The sequence below is a fragment of the Enterococcus sp. DIV0876 genome (assembly GCF_050529585.1).
Lineage (GTDB): Bacteria > Bacillota > Bacilli > Lactobacillales > Enterococcaceae > Enterococcus_D.
Genome location: NZ_CP172882.1, coordinates 2,399,875 through 2,418,235 on the forward strand (window position 1 = coordinate 2,399,875; position 18,361 = coordinate 2,418,235).

Annotated in this window: 21 protein-coding genes; all 21 read right to left on the reverse strand. The window is 41.5% G+C overall.

Features of this window, described 5'->3' with window-relative positions; genetic code table 11:
- Nucleotides 1-2 precede the first annotated feature (2 nt).
- Entirely contained in the window at nucleotides 3-704 is a 702-nt protein-coding gene (locus tag IGI41_RS11385; protein WP_430609881.1) for an ABC transporter ATP-binding protein, read from the reverse strand.
- Nucleotides 704-1,480, reverse strand: a complete 777-nt coding sequence (locus tag IGI41_RS11390) for an ABC transporter ATP-binding protein (protein WP_430609882.1) — start codon at nucleotides 1,478-1,480, stop codon at nucleotides 704-706. The genes IGI41_RS11385 and IGI41_RS11390 overlap by 1 nt, the downstream gene beginning before the upstream one ends.
- The gene (locus IGI41_RS11395) at nucleotides 1,461-2,438 is read right to left on the reverse strand and encodes a branched-chain amino acid ABC transporter permease (protein WP_430609883.1); all 978 of its coding nucleotides are present in this window, start codon (nucleotides 2,436-2,438) and stop codon (nucleotides 1,461-1,463) included. Before IGI41_RS11395 ends, IGI41_RS11390 begins: the two co-directional genes overlap by 20 nt.
- Before the next feature lie 9 nt (nucleotides 2,439-2,447).
- Complete coding sequence (locus IGI41_RS11400) at nucleotides 2,448-3,326, reverse strand: branched-chain amino acid ABC transporter permease (protein ID WP_430609884.1); 879 nt, start codon at nucleotides 3,324-3,326, stop codon at nucleotides 2,448-2,450.
- A gap of 115 nt (nucleotides 3,327-3,441) precedes the next feature.
- On the reverse strand, nucleotides 3,442-4,626 hold the full coding sequence (locus tag IGI41_RS11405; RefSeq protein WP_430609885.1) for an ABC transporter substrate-binding protein: 1,185 nt from the start codon (nucleotides 4,624-4,626) through the stop codon (nucleotides 3,442-3,444).
- 250 nt (nucleotides 4,627-4,876) lie between these two features.
- The gene (locus IGI41_RS11410) at nucleotides 4,877-5,755 is read right to left on the reverse strand and encodes an ROK family protein (RefSeq protein WP_430609886.1); all 879 of its coding nucleotides are present in this window, start codon (nucleotides 5,753-5,755) and stop codon (nucleotides 4,877-4,879) included.
- Between the two features lie 107 nt (nucleotides 5,756-5,862).
- On the reverse strand, nucleotides 5,863-6,330 hold the full coding sequence (locus IGI41_RS11415) for a GNAT family N-acetyltransferase (protein ID WP_430609887.1): 468 nt from the start codon (nucleotides 6,328-6,330) through the stop codon (nucleotides 5,863-5,865).
- 64 nt (nucleotides 6,331-6,394) lie between these two features.
- The gene (gene yidD / locus IGI41_RS11420) at nucleotides 6,395-6,670 is read right to left on the reverse strand and encodes a membrane protein insertion efficiency factor YidD (protein ID WP_430609888.1); all 276 of its coding nucleotides are present in this window, start codon (nucleotides 6,668-6,670) and stop codon (nucleotides 6,395-6,397) included.
- Nucleotides 6,671-6,747: 77 nt separating this feature from the next.
- A complete protein-coding gene (locus IGI41_RS11425; protein ID WP_430609889.1) occupies nucleotides 6,748-6,924 on the reverse strand; it encodes a DNA-directed RNA polymerase subunit beta in 177 nt (58 codons plus the stop codon).
- A 19-nt stretch (nucleotides 6,925-6,943) separates the two neighbouring features.
- Nucleotides 6,944-8,236: a UDP-N-acetylglucosamine 1-carboxyvinyltransferase gene (gene murA, locus IGI41_RS11430; protein ID WP_430609890.1), complete on the reverse strand. Its 1,293-nt coding sequence runs from the start codon at nucleotides 8,234-8,236 to the stop codon at nucleotides 6,944-6,946.
- Between the two features lie 92 nt (nucleotides 8,237-8,328).
- The gene (locus IGI41_RS11435; RefSeq protein WP_430609891.1) at nucleotides 8,329-8,562 is read right to left on the reverse strand and encodes a DUF1146 family protein; all 234 of its coding nucleotides are present in this window, start codon (nucleotides 8,560-8,562) and stop codon (nucleotides 8,329-8,331) included.
- 155 nt (nucleotides 8,563-8,717) lie between these two features.
- Nucleotides 8,718-9,140, reverse strand: coding sequence for a F0F1 ATP synthase subunit epsilon (locus tag IGI41_RS11440; RefSeq protein ID WP_430609892.1), 423 nt, complete (start codon nucleotides 9,138-9,140; stop codon nucleotides 8,718-8,720).
- 31 nt (nucleotides 9,141-9,171) lie between these two features.
- A complete protein-coding gene (gene atpD / locus IGI41_RS11445) occupies nucleotides 9,172-10,578 on the reverse strand; it encodes a F0F1 ATP synthase subunit beta (RefSeq protein ID WP_430609894.1) in 1,407 nt (468 codons plus the stop codon).
- A gap of 26 nt (nucleotides 10,579-10,604) precedes the next feature.
- The gene (locus IGI41_RS11450) at nucleotides 10,605-11,507 is read right to left on the reverse strand and encodes a F0F1 ATP synthase subunit gamma (protein ID WP_430609895.1); all 903 of its coding nucleotides are present in this window, start codon (nucleotides 11,505-11,507) and stop codon (nucleotides 10,605-10,607) included.
- A 15-nt stretch (nucleotides 11,508-11,522) separates the two neighbouring features.
- The gene (gene atpA / locus IGI41_RS11455) at nucleotides 11,523-13,079 is read right to left on the reverse strand and encodes a F0F1 ATP synthase subunit alpha (protein ID WP_430609896.1); all 1,557 of its coding nucleotides are present in this window, start codon (nucleotides 13,077-13,079) and stop codon (nucleotides 11,523-11,525) included.
- Between the two features lie 23 nt (nucleotides 13,080-13,102).
- Nucleotides 13,103-13,645: an ATP synthase F1 subunit delta gene (atpH, locus tag IGI41_RS11460; protein ID WP_430609897.1), complete on the reverse strand. Its 543-nt coding sequence runs from the start codon at nucleotides 13,643-13,645 to the stop codon at nucleotides 13,103-13,105.
- Complete coding sequence (atpF, locus tag IGI41_RS11465) at nucleotides 13,632-14,156, reverse strand: F0F1 ATP synthase subunit B (RefSeq protein ID WP_430609898.1); 525 nt, start codon at nucleotides 14,154-14,156, stop codon at nucleotides 13,632-13,634. The genes atpH and atpF overlap by 14 nt, the downstream gene beginning before the upstream one ends.
- 88 nt (nucleotides 14,157-14,244) lie before the next feature.
- Nucleotides 14,245-14,457: an ATP synthase F0 subunit C gene (gene atpE / locus IGI41_RS11470; protein WP_430609899.1), complete on the reverse strand. Its 213-nt coding sequence runs from the start codon at nucleotides 14,455-14,457 to the stop codon at nucleotides 14,245-14,247.
- 33 nt (nucleotides 14,458-14,490) lie between these two features.
- The gene (gene atpB, locus IGI41_RS11475; RefSeq protein ID WP_430609900.1) at nucleotides 14,491-15,210 is read right to left on the reverse strand and encodes a F0F1 ATP synthase subunit A; all 720 of its coding nucleotides are present in this window, start codon (nucleotides 15,208-15,210) and stop codon (nucleotides 14,491-14,493) included.
- 292 nt (nucleotides 15,211-15,502) lie between these two features.
- Complete coding sequence (smpB, locus tag IGI41_RS11480; protein ID WP_054115473.1) at nucleotides 15,503-15,961, reverse strand: SsrA-binding protein SmpB; 459 nt, start codon at nucleotides 15,959-15,961, stop codon at nucleotides 15,503-15,505.
- Nucleotides 15,962-15,976: 15 nt separating this feature from the next.
- Nucleotides 15,977-18,358 (reverse strand): ribonuclease R, encoded by a 2,382-nt coding sequence (gene rnr / locus IGI41_RS11485; RefSeq protein WP_430609901.1) that lies wholly within the window; start codon nucleotides 18,356-18,358, stop codon nucleotides 15,977-15,979.
- Nucleotides 18,359-18,361 lie beyond the last annotated feature (3 nt).

The window sequence follows — 18,361 nt, forward strand, 5'->3', positions numbered from 1 at the left end:
TTTTACCCTCCTAGATATGCTTTGCGGACTTCATCGCTGGCCAACAGCTCTTGACCTGTGCCTTCTAACACGATTTTTCCGGTTTCAAGTACATAACCGCGATCAGCGATCGATAGTGCCATTTTGGCATTTTGTTCAATCAACAAGACTGTCGTACCTTGTTCTTTGATTTCTTGAATGATCGAGAAAATCTCTTTGATAAAAATCGGTGCTAATCCCATAGATGGTTCATCCAATAGCAGCAACCGTGGCTTAGACATGAGGGCACGCCCCATAGCCAACATTTGTTGTTCCCCACCAGACAAAGTTGCGGCATCTTGTGACAAGCGTTCTTTCAATACAGGGAATTTCTGATAGACCTGCTCGTAATCCGCTTTGACTTCATTGTCTTTGCGTAAAAAAGCACCCATCTCTAAATTTTCTTGGACAGTCAAACCAGGAAAGACATGCCGACCTTCTGGGACTTGAGATAAACCTGAAGCCACGATTTTTTGCGGTGCTTCTTTTTCAATCGTTTTTCCTTCAAAGGTCACACTGCCTTTGGACGGCCGAATCAAGCCTGAGATTGTTCTTAAGATTGTTGTTTTCCCTGCACCATTGGCGCCAATCAAAGAGACGATTTCACCTTTTTCTACATGGAAGGACACGTCATGAACGGCTTGGATCATGCCATAATGCACGCTTAGATTTTGAATGTTCAGCATCAGATTTCCCCTCCCAAATACGCTTCGATCACCCGCGGGTTATTTTTGATTTCTTCTGGTTGTCCATGGGCAATGACTTGTCCATATTCTAACACATAGATTCGTTCGCACACTTCCATAACTAAACTCATGTCATGTTCGATCAATAAGATCGTCAATTGAAAGTCTTTTTGGATTTGATAGATCAGTTTGGTCAAGTCGGCGGTTTCTTGCGGGTTCATGCCGGCTGCAGGTTCATCCAAAAATAAGATTTTTGGTTCGGTTGCCAACGCCCGCACGATTTCTAATCGACGCTGTTCTCCATAAGGCAAATTTTTGGCTAACGTTTGACTTTTGCCATCTAACCCGAAGATTCGCAACAGATCTAAGACTTTTCCCTTCATCTTATCTTCATTTTGATAAAACTTAGGCAAACGTAAAATACTAGTAAAAAATCCTTCGTTGTGTTTGCTGTTCATGGCAATCAAGACATTGTCCATCACAGTTAAGTCTTTGAACAAACGAATATTTTGAAAAGTTCTTGAAAGTCCTAAATCAGCGATTTTGTATGGTTTTTGGCCATTTAAGCGAACTGGTTTGCCTTGCTCTTCCAGCAGCACATCTCCCTCACTCGGTTCATAGACCCCGGTCAGCAAATTGAACAAGGTCGTTTTACCAGCGCCATTAGGGCCAATCAACCCAACGAGTTCATTGTGTTCAAGATGTAAATCAACATGGGACACAGCCGCTAAACCGCCAAAATTTTTGGTCAAGCTTTTAACTTCTAATAGAGGCATCTTTGTCGTCCCCCTTTTTCCAGAATTTATCCACCAAACGTTTTACTGAGAATTCCCATGTACCTAATAGACCGCTTGGTTTGAAGATCATAATGATGATCAATGCCAATGCGTAAATGATCATCCGCAAGTCAGAGAAGCCTTGCAAGTACATATTTAAGATACCTAAGACAACGGCTGATACAACTGCTCCAGTTGTACTGCCTAATCCACCAAAGACAACAATGATCAATACATCGATCGATTTCATAAACCCGTAATCCTTTGGAAAGACTGATTGTTGATAGCTAGCGTATAATGTACCCGCAATACTCGCCAAGACTGCCCCCATCACAAAGGCGATGACTTTATATTTGGTTGTATTGACACCCATTGATTCAGCCGCGATCTCATCTTCTCGTACCGCCAAGGTAGCACGTCCAGGTCCGCTATGAATGAAATTCGATACCACAAGAATCGATAAAAACGCAAAGATGAAGACAATTTGCCAATTGCTGAATTGCGGTAACCCAAAAATACCAGCTGGTCCATTGGTCAATCCTCGTAAATTGATCAACAAAATACGAATAATCTCAGAAACACCTAATGTTGCGATTGCTAGATAATCCCCTTTTAAACGTAGCGTTGGGATACCTACGATTAGCGCGATAAAACCTGATACCAGCATCCCGACCAAGAGACCACTGATAAACCCGCCAAACGTTGGATTATTGGCGGAAAGAATCGCACCCGCATAGGCACCAATTGCCATAAATCCTGCATGTCCCAATGAGAACTGTCCCGAAAAACCGATGATCAAGTTTAAGCCGACTGCCAAAATAATATTGATCCCGATATTGACAATAATAGCATCTGAGAACAAGTTGATCATCCCGCCGTTATAAGCCGCAAATAAACCAAAGTAAACGATGGCTGCCAGAGCGAGCCAAATCAAATTATATTTAATATTTTTTTTCATTCTGACCACCTACACTTTCTCTTTGATATTTTTGCCTAAAATCCCTGCCGGACGAACAAGCAATATAATTATTAAAATTGCATAAACCAAAGCATCTTTATAATCTGAAAACCCTAATGCTGTCGCGGTCGTTTCAATCAAGCCAATCACAAAACCGCCTAGTGCAGCACCAGGAATAATACCAATACCACCTAAAACAGCGGCTACAAATGATTTCAGACCAGGTACGACGCCCATCGTTGGATCAATTGAATTATAATACAAGCCAATCAGCATTCCACCAGCGGCAGCTAAAGCAGAACCCAATGCGAAGGTGAATGAAATCGTTCGATTGACATTGATCCCCATCAATCGTGCGGCATCTGCGTCCACACTTACCGCCCGCATCGCTTTTCCCATTCTGGTTTTTTTGACAATCAATTGCAGCAAAATCATCAATGTCAAGGAAACCGCCAAGATCAATAATTGAATATTGCTGACTTCGATAAAGCCAATCGCATACGTCTTACGCGCAATGGCTTGCGGAAAAGGACGTACATCCGCTGAGAAGAAAAAGATCATGATATTTTGTAAAAAATAAGAGACACCGATTGCTGTGATCAATGCCGAGATCCGAGTAGAATTACGTAATGGTCGATACGCCAAAAACTCGATGGTGACCCCTAAAGCCGCACTAGCGATCATTGAGATAAACAATGCTGGGAAAAAGCCCAACTGCCATTGATTGATCAAAAAATACCCAATAAAACTACCAATCATATATATTTCACCATGGGCGAAATTGATTAATTTAATGATACCATAGACCATCGTATAGCCCAGAGCGAGTAGGGCATAGATACTACCCAAGAACAAGCCGTTGATCAATTGCTGGATCATCATTTCCATATGCTCACATCCAATATTTTTTTGTATGTACTACCTTGCTATGATAGAGAAAAGAAACTGAGACAACCGTTGCTGGCTTGCCTCAGTCATTGTTTGTTGCTTTATCGTTTCGTGTTTAAGGATTTACTGTATCAGCTGACGTTTCTTTTCCTTCTGTTAATCCTAATACAACTGCCGATTTTTCCGGGTTATGGTTGGCATCCATTGTAATTTCACCTGTCACACCTTGGAAGTCTTTCAATTCAGACAATCCCGTTGCGATTGCTGTTGAATCTGCAGAATCTTGATCCTCAATGGCTTGTTTGATCATGTAGACTGCATCGTAAGCCAATGCATTGAAAGCGGATGGCTCTTTGCCAAATTTTTCTTTAAATGCGGCAACAAAAGGTTCTACTTTGTCATTGGCAGGCGCATTGGTTGAGAAGTGACCTGTATAATACACATCAGATACATTTTCCGCACCAGCCGTTTGCACCATTTTCTCATCACCAAATCCATCGGCACCAATAATTGGTTGATCAATACCTAATTCTCTTGCTTGTTTGATGATCAATCCAGCTTCAGTATAATATCCTGGAATAAACAAGACATCAAAATCTGCATTCTTGATTTTTGTCAGAACAGCTTGGAAATCTTTATCTCCTTCGGTAAAGTTTTCTTCCATAACAACTTCGCCAGTATAGCTAGACTTGAAGGCTTCGGTCAATCCGATTGCGTAATCACTTGAATTATCACCTAAGATGATTGCTTTAGACGCATCCAAATTATCTTGGGCATACTTGGCTAAAATCGTTCCTTGGAAACTATCTTGGAAACATGAGCGGAAAGCAAAGCCTTGGACTTTATCACTGCTGACAGTGATCGCATCATCCGTACCAGATGGTGTCACCAATGGTACTTGTGCTTTCGTTACGTTTGGCAAAGCTGCTTTCGTCGCACCAGAAGTTGCTGGCCCGATCATTGCTACGACCTTATCATTGGTTGTTAAGTTCGCTGCTACTGTTGCAGCTTCATTGTTATCAGATTTGTTATCTTTAGATACGATTTCAATCTCTTTGCCTAAAACCCCGCCAGCAGCATTGATTTCTTCAACCGCTAAATCGATTCCGTCTTTTTCAGCAGAACCATACGCAGCTACGGCACCTGATAATTCTAAATTGACACCAATTTTGATTGTGTCACCTTCTTGTTTATTGCCCCCATCCGCTGAACCGCTACTTGATGAACCACCAGTTGGTCCTGCGCTGCAGGCTGTTAGTAGAAACAAACTCGCAAATAAAAATGCAAATTTCTTTTTCATTTATGATCCTCTCCTTTACATCCCCTAGATATGTTATCAAATATACGCAAAAACGAGAGAAAAGTCAACAAATTATCAGAATATTTCATCTATTCTATTTGGTTTTTTTTACCATAACACAACCAGTATCGTAGAAAACATTGAATTTATACCTTTGGCAGCGTTTTTCATAAAAAAAAGAAACAAAAGCTAGTTAAAACTTTTGTTTCTTTTACCACTTACTTTATTGCCTCTACACCCCAGATACACATCATCTCACAGTTTCATTTTGCGCCAAGAAATTTGCTGCTGCCCCAACCAAATTGGCATCATTCCGATAATCACACAGTTTGATCAGTGGTTTAAAATCATTCAATCCTTGTGCCGACAACATTTGTGATAGACGTTGCTCAACTTCTGTCAATAGACCTTCTTTGGCACTGACACCGCCTCCGATAATAATGACTTCTGGGTCAAATGCAAATTGGATGCTAAACAGCCCTTGCGCCAAATAGCGATAAAAATTATCGACTTCTTCTGCTGCGATCGGGTCGCCTGATTCACTACGCGTAAAGACCTCTTCCCCAGAAATCGTATCCCGCTCGATGCCCATTCGATCACAATAACGCCACGCCATTTGCACGGCTGTGCCTAACTGTGAAAAAGTCTTCCCTTGATCTAAGATCATCAATCCAAATTCACCACCATAGAGATGCGCACCACGAATCAACTGTCCATGGTGGATCAAGGTACCACCTACCCCTGTACCGATGACCACAAAAGCCGCTTCTTCAAATCCTTTGCCGGCACCTTGATAAAACTCGGCTAAGCCAGCACAATTGGCATCATTCTCAATGGTGACAGGCAAATTGAACAAGTTTTCTAATTCGCTATAGATATCGAAACCATGAATATATGGAATTGCACTGATTCCGTTGATTTGCCGTTTTTCAGCGTTGACTGCCCCTGGGGCACTGATGCCAACACCTTCAATCACCCCTGCAACTTTATCTTGGACTGATTTTAATTGGATCTTCATTTCTTCCCAAGTCTTTGGTGTAGTAAATTTCCCTTTTTCGGTCAGTTCATCTCCTGTCCATACCCCATACTTTACTGCAGATCCACCCATATCAAATACTAAAATAGCCATACATTTCCCTCATTTATCTTTAGATTGTCTATACCTTTCATTTTACCGCAAGCGGGCTGTTGACGAAAGCGATTTCTTTAAAATGTGTAAAAAAACAGCTGAACTAGTCAGCTGTCAGTGAGTGTTTTTACCATGGTTATCTGGTCAAATAATTGTTGACCGTCTTCATAGATCGGTGTGGCGTAGTGCTTGATAAAATAATCTTTTTGACGACTACATACAACAAACCCTTGTCTTTGATACAGACTGCGGGCCGATGAAGAGATATCTCCGGTTTTGATCCATAATGTTATTGGACTTTGCAGGTTGCACACACGCACGATCGTTGATTCAACTGCTTGCAATAACTGTCTGCCTATCCCACGGTTTTGACAATCGGATGCAACTGCCAGATTCATAACTTCCCATCCGTCCTGATGTTGTTGAAAAACCACGATACCGATCAGACGTTTGTCTTCTTCATAAACCAGCACTTGACTCTCATAGAGATACCCTTCGACTATGGCCTTATCTGGGTCTGCATCAAGCAACAACGACCAAGGATAGTCCTCTTCTTCATTCAGTTTGCGGATCACACGATTCACTCCTTATGGTCAGATACCATCTGATTCCATTTTGTCCCACACTGCTGCTCCATTCTCAACGCTTATAAGAACGATAGACCGGCTTTTCAGCATCCTCAGTATTGCGCTTCAAGGAAAATTTCCGTGGCACATAATCGATGCCGCCTTTGACAAAAGGATGACAACGCAAGATTCGTGAAATCCCCATTGCTGTTCCTTTGGCCGGTCCATGCACTTGGATTGCTTGGATCATATAACTTGAACAAGTCGGATAGTATCGACAACTAGGGGGAAATAATGGCGAAATAAAGCGTTGATAAAATCGAACCAATCCAATCAATAATTTACTCATATTATCTTCCTTTTCTATCCTATCACATCGATATGAAAAAACTAGGACCAAGCGGTTGCTTTGCCCTAGTCGCATACTTATTTCATAAACTCTAAAATATGATTCCAAAGACTTGGAGAGAACACTTTAAAGGGACTGCCATCACCTATAATGCCGTAGCCAATCATCGTTCCTGCTAGAAATAATAAAATAGCACCTAAAATAACCAACAATATTTTCATTAAGCTAGTTAATATATAGCGATTTAAGTTCACCTTTATCTCTCCTATTCAACTATGCAGTGACTGCTGCCGTTTCCTCAACTGCATCTGAGACCCGTTCAACATCTGCGCCTAGTTGTTGTAATTTTTCATGGAATTTATAGTAACCACGATCCAAATATTTCAAGTTACGCACCCGCGTGCGACCAGTTGAGCGCAAGCCCAAAAGAATCAAAGCTGCTGCTGCGCGTAAATCAGTTGCGTAGACTAAGGCACCTTGTAATTCGTGCCCACCTTCGATTACTGCCACATTGCCGTCAATTTTGACATGGGCATTCATACGGCGCATTTCTTCAAGATGTTGGAACCGATTTTCGAAGACCGTTTCATTGACTACACTTGTACCTGCTGCCAATAATTGGATGGCAGACATTTGCGCTTGCATATCTGTTGGAAATCCAGGATGAGGCATCGTTTTGACATCTGTCGCTTTTAATTGTGCTGGTCCAACGACCCGAACGCCTTCTGGCACTTCAGTGATGGTTGCACCCATTTCAGTTAGCTTAGAAATCAAAGGACGGTTGTGTTCAGAAATGGCATCTTTGATGATCACATCCCCCTCAGTCATTGCTGCAGCTACCATAAAAGTTCCTGCTTCGATCCGATCTTGCACGATCGAATGACTGACCGCGTGCAAATGATCGACCCCTTCAATACGCATTGTTTCAGTACCCGCACCAAAAACTTTGGCACCCATTTTATTCAAGATATTCGCTAAATCAACGATTTCAGGTTCACGGGCAACATTTTCGATGATCGTCGTACCTTTTGCTTTGACAGCTGCCATCATGATATTTTGGGTCGCACCGACACTTGGGAAATCTAAATAAATGCTATTTCCTTTTAGTTCACTTGCGATTGCTTCTATGTATCCGTCTTTTTGAATGATCTTCGCACCTAAAGCTTGAAATCCTTTCAAATGTAAATCGATTGGTCGTTTGCCAATGGCACATCCACCAGGCATAGCAACTTTCGCATGACCATTTCGGGCCAATAATGGACCCATAACTACAATTGAGGCACGCATTTGACTGACATACTCATATGGTGCTTCAATAGCCAAATCATCCGATGCATCAATGGTCATCGTATTTGTTTCTTTATTAAAATCGATTGCGACATTTAGATGTCGAATCACTTCTCTCATTGTTAAAACATCTGATAAGATTGGTACGTTTGTTAAAGTCGTTGTGCCTTCTTCTGCCAACAGACTTGCCGCTAAGATAGGTAAAACAGCATTCTTTGCGCCTTCGATCTTCACTTTCCCAGTGAGACGATTACCACCTTGAACGATCATTTCTTCCATTATTTTCCCTCCAAATAATGCATTAAAACCTACACAAAACCTTGCCAATTATAGCACAAATCCTTGTATACTTGCATATATTATTGATAATCTTAAAATCCTATTAAAAACAAATTGCGACAAAGCGCGATAAGTTCAAGAAAGAACGTACTTGCGGTATACCCTAGACCGATTGCCAAAAGCACCATGACCATACGAATCTGCGTCGTCTGCAAAGCTTTAAAAAAAGCCTCGATTCTAATAGACTGCAATGCCCAAAAGGCTAGATAAATGAAGGCTAGATGGCTAGTGATTCGAATGATTGCATCGATTCCATATACTTGCATGACATTTCTCCTTTTTTTATGAACGTTACTATCATAACACAAACCCGTAAATATAAAAAATAATCTTTCCTTAAAAAGCGGATAAAAGTCTTTAAAAAGTTTTTAAAACGTTTTCTTATAATATAAAAAAGCAAAGGCGATGGCCTTTGCTTTTTTTACGAGTGTTTAGACACATTGATTCGGTTGATGGCTCGATGCAATGCGACAGTTGCTCTACGCAACTGATCGATATCTTCGACTTGTTTTGCTTCTTCGATTTGTCGTTCTGCCCGTTGCTTGGCACGCTCAGCACGAGTAACATCGATATCACGATCACGTTCAGCACTATCTGCCACGATAGACACGACATTGTCACGAACCTCTAAGATACCGCCATTGACTGCAACCCAGTCTACATGGGTATCAGAATCGACCCGTTTGACACGTATTTCATCAATGGCTAACGGCACGATAATCGGCGCATGTTGCGGCAAAATACCAATTTCACCATCGGTTGTACGTGCGACCACGATTTTGGCATGGTGATCGTAAACCAAACCAGCGGGTGTCACCACATTCACTGTTAGAAAATGATCCATGAGGTTCCCCTCTTTCTTATTGGCTGGTTAATTAATAACCGATTTTCTTCGCTTTTTCAATGACGTCTTCGATGCGGCCTACACTACGGAAAGCTTCTTCTGGAAGATCATCGTACTTACCTTCTAAAATTTCAGCAAAACCTTTGATGGTTTCTTCAACTGGCACATATGAACCAGGCAGACCAGTAAACTGCTCAGCCACATGAAAGTTTTGAGATAGGAAAAATTGGATCCGTCGCGCACGGCCTACCAATGTTTTTTCATCATCAGATAATTCATCCATCCCCAAAATTGCAATAATATCTTGCAACTCACGATACCGTTGTAAAGTATGTTGTACTTCAGTGGCCACTTCATAGTGTTTTTCACCGACAATTTCAGGTGCTAAGGCACTGGAAGAAGAAGCCAACGGGTCAACAGCAGGATAAATCCCTTGTTCTGTCAATTTACGTTCCAAGTTCGTTGTTGCATCTAAATGGGCAAATGCAGTGGCTGGTGCGGGATCGGTATAGTCATCCGCTGGTACATAAATGGCTTGGATCGACGTTACTGATCCTTTTTTGGTTGATGTGATCCGTTCTTGCAATTGTCCCATTTCAGTAGCCAAAGTTGGTTGGTAGCCAACCGCTGAAGGCATCCGGCCTAATAAGGCTGATACTTCAGATCCGGCTTGGGTAAAACGGAAAATATTATCGATAAAGAGCAATACGTCTTGACCTTCTACATCACGGAAGTATTCCGCCAATGTCAAACCAGTCAACGCCACCCGCATCCGAGCACCTGGTGGTTCGTTCATTTGACCAAAGACCATAGCGGTTTTTTCGATAACGCCAGACTCTTTCATTTCGTTATATAAGTCATTCCCCTCACGGGTACGTTCACCGACACCAGTAAAGACTGAGATACCGCCATGTTCTTGGGCGATATTGTGGATCAGTTCTTGGATCAGTACGGTTTTACCAACACCGGCACCACCGAACAGACCAACTTTACCACCTTTCAAATACGGTGCAAGCAAATCAATGACTTTGATCCCAGTTTCTAGAATTTCTGTACTTGTAGACAATTCATCAAAATTGGGTGCTTTTTTATGGATCCCGCTACGGGGCGCATCATCAGGAAATGGTGCTTCCAAGTCGATCGTATCCCCTAAGACGTTAAATACTCGTCCCAATGTTTCTGTACCGACTGGGACAGAAATAGAGGCGCCTGTGTCGATAACTTCCATTCCTCGTTGTAATCCATCGGTTGATTCCATAGCGATCGTGCGGATCACACCATCGCCAAGCTCCAACGCAGCTTCTAAAACAACTTTTGTTTTATGGGCGTCTTTTTTGTATACAATCAACGCATTGTTGATATCTGGTAAGGATTGGTCTAGAGAAAATTCCACGTCGACAACGGGACCAATGACTTGAACAATCTTGCCTGAACTCATTCGTATTCCTCCATTCGTTCTCGAAACTATTCTAATGCGGATGCCCCCGCGACAATTTCGGTAATTTCTTGGGTGATTGCCCCTTGACGTGCTCGGTTATACGAGATCGTCAAGTCCCCAATAATATTTTTGGCATTATCTGTTGCTGTTTTCATCGCTGTCATTCCGGCAGCATGTTCAGCAGTTTTAGCATCAACAATGGCACCGTAAATCAAACTTTCCGCATATTGCGGCAGCAATTGATTCAAAATGGCTTCTCTTGAAGGCTCAAACAAGTATTCTTGTTCATAGCTTTCTGCTTCTTCAGGATCCAAATCAGAGATTGGCAACATTTTTTCAACCCGAAACTGGCTGGTCAAAGAATTGATGTGATGATTATAACAAACATATAACTCATCAAAGACTTCGTTTTGGTACATCGTCGTAGCCAAAGTCACAATTTTGCGTACTTCATCAAAGCTTGGTTGATCGGATAGATTTCGTAATTCATAAGACAGTTTGATGCCTCTGGTTTTGAAGAAATCAGCCCCCGTTGCACCAATAGCAATCATGACATACTCATCATTTTGCTCATGGTCTTCTTCCAACATCGTCATCATTTGTTTTAAAATTGAGCTATTATAACCACCGACTAATCCGCCATCTGAAGTGATGACGATATAGCCTGTTCGCTTCACTGGTCGACTGACCAGCATGCTGTTATAATTGACACCTTCTTTGGGACCAGAACTCGCTAAGTCGGAAAGCTGTTGCGCCGTTAGATGCGTCACGATTTCCCGCACCTTATTTGCATAGACTTGAAACTGTTTTGAGTGGGCTTCAGATTTCGTCAATTTTGCTGCAGAAACCATTTGCATGGCATTTGTAATTTGACTGGTTTTCTTTGTTGAGGCAATTCGTTGCTTGATTTCATTTAATGAAGCAGCCATCTTTTCTCACCTCTTTTATGCGTTTTCCATGGTGGTCACTTTGTCTTGTGTCGTTACCTGTGATGTGTTGCTTGCCATGAAGATATCCTTGGCTGCTTTAATCGTATCATCCAACAATTTTTCTTCTGGTAAGTCTTTCGTTGTGCGGATCGTGTCAAAAATCGTTGCCGCATTCGCTTCGATATAGTCAAACAACGCTGTTTCAAAGTCTAAAACTTTATTTACTGGAATGCTGTCAATGAATCCATGGGTCAATGCGTATAAAATCACCACTTGTTTTTCAACAGCCAAAGGTTCATGTAATTTTTGTTTTAGGATCTCAACCGTGCGACGGCCTCGATTCAATTTGGCTTGGGTAGCAGCATCTAAATCAGAACCAAACTGTGTGAAAGCTTCTAATTCCCGATAGCTGGCTAAGTCAAGACGTAATGTACCGGCTACTTTTTTCATCGCTTTGATTTGAGCGGAGCCCCCTACCCGTGAAACGGATAATCCAGCAGCTACGGCTGGGCGGACACCTGAATAGAACAAATCATTTTCCAAGAAAATTTGACCGTCTGTAATGGAGATAACGTTAGTTGGGATATAGGCAGAGATATCTCCAGCCTGTGTTTCAACGAAAGGCAATGCAGTCATTGAACCGCCGCCAAGTTCATCAGATAACTTAGCTGCTCTCTCCAACAAACGAGAATGCAAGTAGAAAACATCCCCAGGATAAGCTTCACGACCTGGTGGACGACGCAATAGCAAGGAAAGTTCACGATATGCAACAGCTTGTTTTGATAAATCATCAAAGACGATCAAGACGTGTTTGCCATTGTACATGAATTCTTCACCCATCGCTGCGCCAGCATATGGTGCAATATAAAGTAATGGTGCAGGTTGAGAGGCACCAGCAGAAACAACGATAGTATAATCTAACGCACCGTATCTGCGCAGGGTTTCAACTTGCGCACGAACAGTCGAATCTTTTTGGCCGATCGCAACATATATACAGATCATATTTTGACCTTTTTGGTTAATGATCGTATCGATTGCGATCGTTGTTTTTCCGGTTTTACGGTCACCGATCACCAATTCCCGTTGGCCGCGGCCAATTGGTACTAAAGCATCGATTGCTTTCAAACCCGTTTGCATTGGCTCAGCAACAGATTTACGTTCCATGACACCTGGTGCTGCGGCTTCTACTGGACGAGATTTATCTGTTACGATTTCGCCTAAACCATCGATTGGTTGACCTAAAGGATTGACGACCCGTCCAATCAAGGCATCGCCAACAGGCACTTCCATGATTTTACCCGTACGTTTTACTTTGTCACCTTCACGAATGGACTCAAAATCCCCCAAGATGATGATACCAACATCATTTGATTCTAAGTTTTGAGCCATACCATAAGAACCGTTTGAAAACTCAAGCAATTCTCCACTCATAGCATTTTCTAAACCGTGGGCACGTGCGATACCATCCCCTACATAAGTGACAGTACCAATTTCTTCTACAGAAAGTTCATTTTGATAATTTTTGATTTGTTCTTTGATCAAGGCACTAATTTCTTCTGCTTTGATTGCCATCCGATTCACCTCTTATCTCTTGTTTATCTGCCCATTTGCTGACGCAGATAATCCAGCTGGCTCTTTATACTACCATCGATTACTTGATGATTTGCTTCAACGATGACACCGCCTAAAATCTCAGGATCGATCGCTGCTTCTAATTTTGCTTGTTTGTACCCAAGTTTGTGGGCAATTTGTTCTTCAATCGCTGTTTTTTGTTCATCTGAAAGTGCAACAGCTGTTGTGACAGTTCCAAGTACTAACCCTTGGTATTCATCGAAACGTCGTTCATATTCGTCAATGATCAATAATAGATCATCCATCCGATTGTATGCATAAACAATTTCTAAGAAATTTTTGACTGTACCGTCAAAGCCTTTCAACAATTGATCAAATAATTTTCTTTTTTCATGAATGTCCAAATGATTGTCAGTAATGATTTGACCAAATTCTGGCAAATCTTGGTATACCTGACGCAATGTCATCAATTCTTGATAAACTTCTGTTAAGCGTTGTTCTTCCATCGCCAGTTCAAACAAAGCTTTCCCATAGCGTTTACCGACTGTAAATTTATCGAGTTTCATTGACTGAACCCAATCCTTCGATATATTGGTTGATCAGGGATTCATGATTTTCGGGAGTCAATTCGCGGCCTAAGATTTTTTCTGCAATTTGAAGAGAAAGTTCTGCAACATCATCTTTCACTTCTTTTAATGCAGTTTCTTTTTCAAGGGTGATATCTGAATTGGCTTTTTCTTTCAAGCGAATCACTTCTTCTTTGGTTTCGCTCAAAATATTTTGCCGACTCAACTCACCGCTATCTTTGGCGTTTTTGATGATCTCCGCAGCTTCTGAGTGAGAATTTGCCAATTTGTCTTGGCGTTCTTTTTCCAGTTTGGCTGCATTCAAACGTGATTGTTCCGCTGAATCCAAATCATTGGCGATTTTATCTTCCCGCTTTTGCATCATACTGCTGATTGCATCCCATGCAAAGTGTTTCAATAAGAATAGCAAAAGAAGAATTGATCCACTGACAACAATGATGTTGCCAAGCATGGCATTTTGTACTTCCGCTATAACCAACTGATTTAGCATAACGATTCTTCCTTTCTGAAAGTCCTTGGTTCATGAGAAAAAAGCAAAAACGAGGACAATTGTTCGTTTCTGCCTTTTCACTTTCGTCTTACTGGAAGACTAAAAGCAATGCAATAACTACACCTAGAATTGGCACAGCTTCGACTAACGCTACCCCAATAAACATTGTTGAACGTAATTGACCTGCCATTTCAGGTTGGCGTGCCATTGATTCGATTGTTTGTGAAATAACTTTCCCGTTACCATACCCTGCTCCGATTGCTGCGCCGATAATTGCTAAACCTGCTGCGATAAAATTCATTTTTGTTTCCTCCTAATAAGTATGTTTTTTGAATTAATGTTCTGCCACGATTTTGTGGCTTAGAAATACCATGGTCAGTGTAACAAATACATAGGCTTGGATCGCTCCGATAAATAATGAAAAGCCAATCCAAATCATTTCAAGTGGCATGACAATAGGCAATGACCACCAACCTAAACTTGTGAACATATTTGCTATCAAGCCTAGTAGTACTTCACCTGCAAAAATATTTCCGTATAGACGCAAACCTAAGGTAATGACATTTGTAAACTCTTCAATAATTTTGATAGGCAATAAGAAACCCACGGGTTTCAAATATGAATTAACCAAATAGCCTTTAAATCCCAGCGTTTTTACCCCAAAATAATGGGTCAACGCAATCATCATCAGAGCCAGTGTCAGCGTGACAAACGGATCTGCAGTTGGACTTTTCCAAAGGGTAATATCATCTGCGGTCACGATTTTTGTTACTAGACCAATCTCATTTGCCACAAACACAAAAAGAAACATTGTTACACCCAGCAAATGAAAGTTGTTCACTTGAGATCCTGGTATATTGTCCGCAACGATATTACGTACAAAATCAATGACCCATTCAATGAAGTTCTGCTTCCCTTTCGGTTTCATTTGCAAGTTTCTAGAACAAATAAAGACCACCAAAAAAACAATTATACAAGAAATGATTGTCATCATTGCTACTGTTCCATCAAACCATACTGGACCGATATGAAACATGAGCGATTTTTCATCCAATCTTTCTCACCTCTTTTCCTGTCATCTCCAGAAAATATCTGGTGTTACAATGCGTTTCCTCTCATAACAATCGGTATCATACCACCATGACTGGAAAATTTCAAAGTATTTTCAAGAAAATTAGACAAAAAAGTCTATTTGCTAAATCCAATCAAAACACCTATCGTATGGAGGATAATGACCGTATTGAAAAAGCTTGATATATCAACAGCTTTCCCTTAAATGCTACCAAATTTAACTTGATTTTCAAAGCAATAACCTCTAGGATATTCTGAAAGAAATCTTTCAATCATTAAAAATTTCTGAGAGCACGGTCGATTTGTCTTTCCTGATCTTTACGTTTCAAAGATTCCCGCTTGTCATACTCGCGTTTCCCTTTGGCCAAACCTATCAATACTTTGGCATAACCGTCTTTGATATAGACTTTTAAAGGAATGATGGTCATCCCAGTATTCTTGCTTTCACCGATCAAACGAGCGATTTGTTTTTTGTGCAGCAACAACTTTCGGGTCCGCAATGGATCATGATTGAAAATGTTGCCTTGCTCATAAGGGCTGATATGGACGTTGACTAAGAAGGCTTCACCATTTCTTAGACGTACAAACCCATCTTTCAAATTGATTCGGCTGTTACGGATTGCCTTGATCTCTGTTCCTTGCAACACGATTCCCGCTTCGATCGTATCGAGAATCGTGTAGTCATGGCGGGCCTTTTTGTTTTGGGCAATTAGTTTCCCTTCCCCTTTAGGCATGAAGCATCCCTCCAATTATTTTTTCTTGATTCCTTTGTAAAAAGGTTTTTTCTTCTTGTTGCCGCTTTTCTTAGGCTTGGCTTTCCCCTTACCTTTGCCCTCATTGCGCTTGTCAGAGGGTCCTTTTTGATATTTGCTTTGTTTACGATTTTCTTTATTTTTGCCATTTTGCGCCCGTTGCGGCTGTTGGGAACGATTGTTGTTTTTTCCTTTTGGTGCTTGCAATTTGGGAATTTCTTCAGCTTCTACCAGTTCAAAATCGATCTCTCTGGTTTCTGGATCCGATTTAATCACTTTGATTCTGACCTTTTGACCGATTTTAAAAGTCATACCTGTCCGTTCGCCTACCAACGCCAGATGATTTTCCAAATAATGGAAATAATCTTGCTTAAGGGCTGTGATATGGATCAAGCCTTCGATCGTATTAGGCAATTCAATAAATAAACCAAATTTAACTACTGAGCTGATGATTCCATCAAATTCTTCTCCGACTTTGTCAGCTAGATATTCGGCTTTCTTCAGCGCGTCCACTTCTCGCTCTGCTTCAACTGCGCGACGTTCCATTTGTGAACTATGAAGCGCAATATCTGGCAAAACAGCGGCCCATTTGTCTTGATTGGTTTCTGAAGGATCTTCCGTATAAGAGCGAATCAATCGATGCACGATCAAATCTGGATAGCGGCGGATCGGTGAGGTGAAGTGGGTATAATCATCTGCTGCTAAGCCATAATGACCGACATTCTCCTCTGAATATTTGGCTTGCTGCATACTGCGCAGCAACATTGTATTCACGACCATCGCTTCTGGTTTGTCCGCCACGTCTTCAACGATTTGTTGTAGTTGTTTCGGTGAGATCATCCCATTGCTCTGTTTGACAACGATGCCTAATGCCGAAGCAAAATCAAAGAAACGCCGCATTTTTTCTTCTTTCGGTTCTTCGTGGATACGATAAATGAATGGAAAATGCAGCCGATCAAAATGGCGGGCAACTGTTTCATTGGCTGCCAACATGAATGATTCGATCATCCGTTCACCAACACCCCGTTCTCGCAGAACAATCTCTTGCGGATGCCCTTCACCGTCCACCAATACTTTAGCTTCCCGATCCTCGAACGAAACGGCACCCCGCTTGGTACGCATGGTTTCCAATACTTGATGCAAAGCTTGCATATCATGAAACATAGGTACAAGCGCTTCATATGCTGCTGACACCTCTGGATCACTTTCTTCTAAGATCTGATTGACCGCTTGATAGGTCATTCTGGCTGTTGTTTGAATAATGCTTTGGAAGATATGATAGTCAGTTACCTGACCATTTTGATCGATCCACATTTCACAGCTCATCGTCAAGCGCGGAACATGAGGATTTAACGAGCAAATACCATTGGACAAGCGCTGCGGGATCATTGGAATCACACGGTCAGTCAAATAGACACTCGTTCCCCGTTCATATGCCTCTTTGTCCAGCGGACTATTTTGGGTCACATAATAAGAAACATCCGCAATATGGACACCTAAATAAAAACCACCGTCAGGCAGCGCCTTGACTGTAACTGCATCATCCAAGTCTTTTGCATCTGCACCATCAATCGTTACGATTTGCTGATCTCGCAAATCTCTGCGCTCAGGAAAGTCGGCTGGATCAATCTTGTCGGGTACTGCATCCGCAGCTGCCAGTGTGTCCTCTTCAAATTTGGTTGGAATACCATTAGCAACAACGATTGATAAGATATCCATACCGACATCATTTTTGTGTCCAACGACTTTTGTGATCAGACCTTCCAAACTCTTGGCATAACCTTTTTCAGGATAATGGCTGATTTCCACGATCACAATACTGCCATCTACTGGACGAATACCTTGGGCACCAATAAAGACTTTTAACTCGCTCAGTTTTTTATCTTTGGGTTGGACAACGCCGTACAGATCTGATTCTTCGATCTCACGTTCATCAAATAAAGTAAATTCTCCAACCAATTGTGTGATTGCACGTTTCTTGATATCAATGACTTTGCCTTCTGCACCTTTATCAGAAAACGGATCAGCTACGTGAACAATGTCGATAGACACTGTATCGCCATCCATTGCATAATTTGTTGCTTCCTTTGGAATATAGACATCTTCTTCTTCATCATCTAGGGAAACAAAACCAAAGCCTCGCTCATTGGCACGGAACGTTCCTTCAATCAGTGTCCGAGCCATTGGTAACTTGACTTTCCCTTTTTTATTGAATATCACAGTGCCTTCTCTTTCCATTGCAGCAACCGTCTGAACCAGATTTTTGAAGTCAGTACTTTTTTGCAAACCTAAGCCTTCAGCGATCTCTTCCATTGAAAAACTTTTCTTACTGCTGTTTTTCAAGTAGTCAACTATTTTTATTTTGATATTTTCTGTCATTAC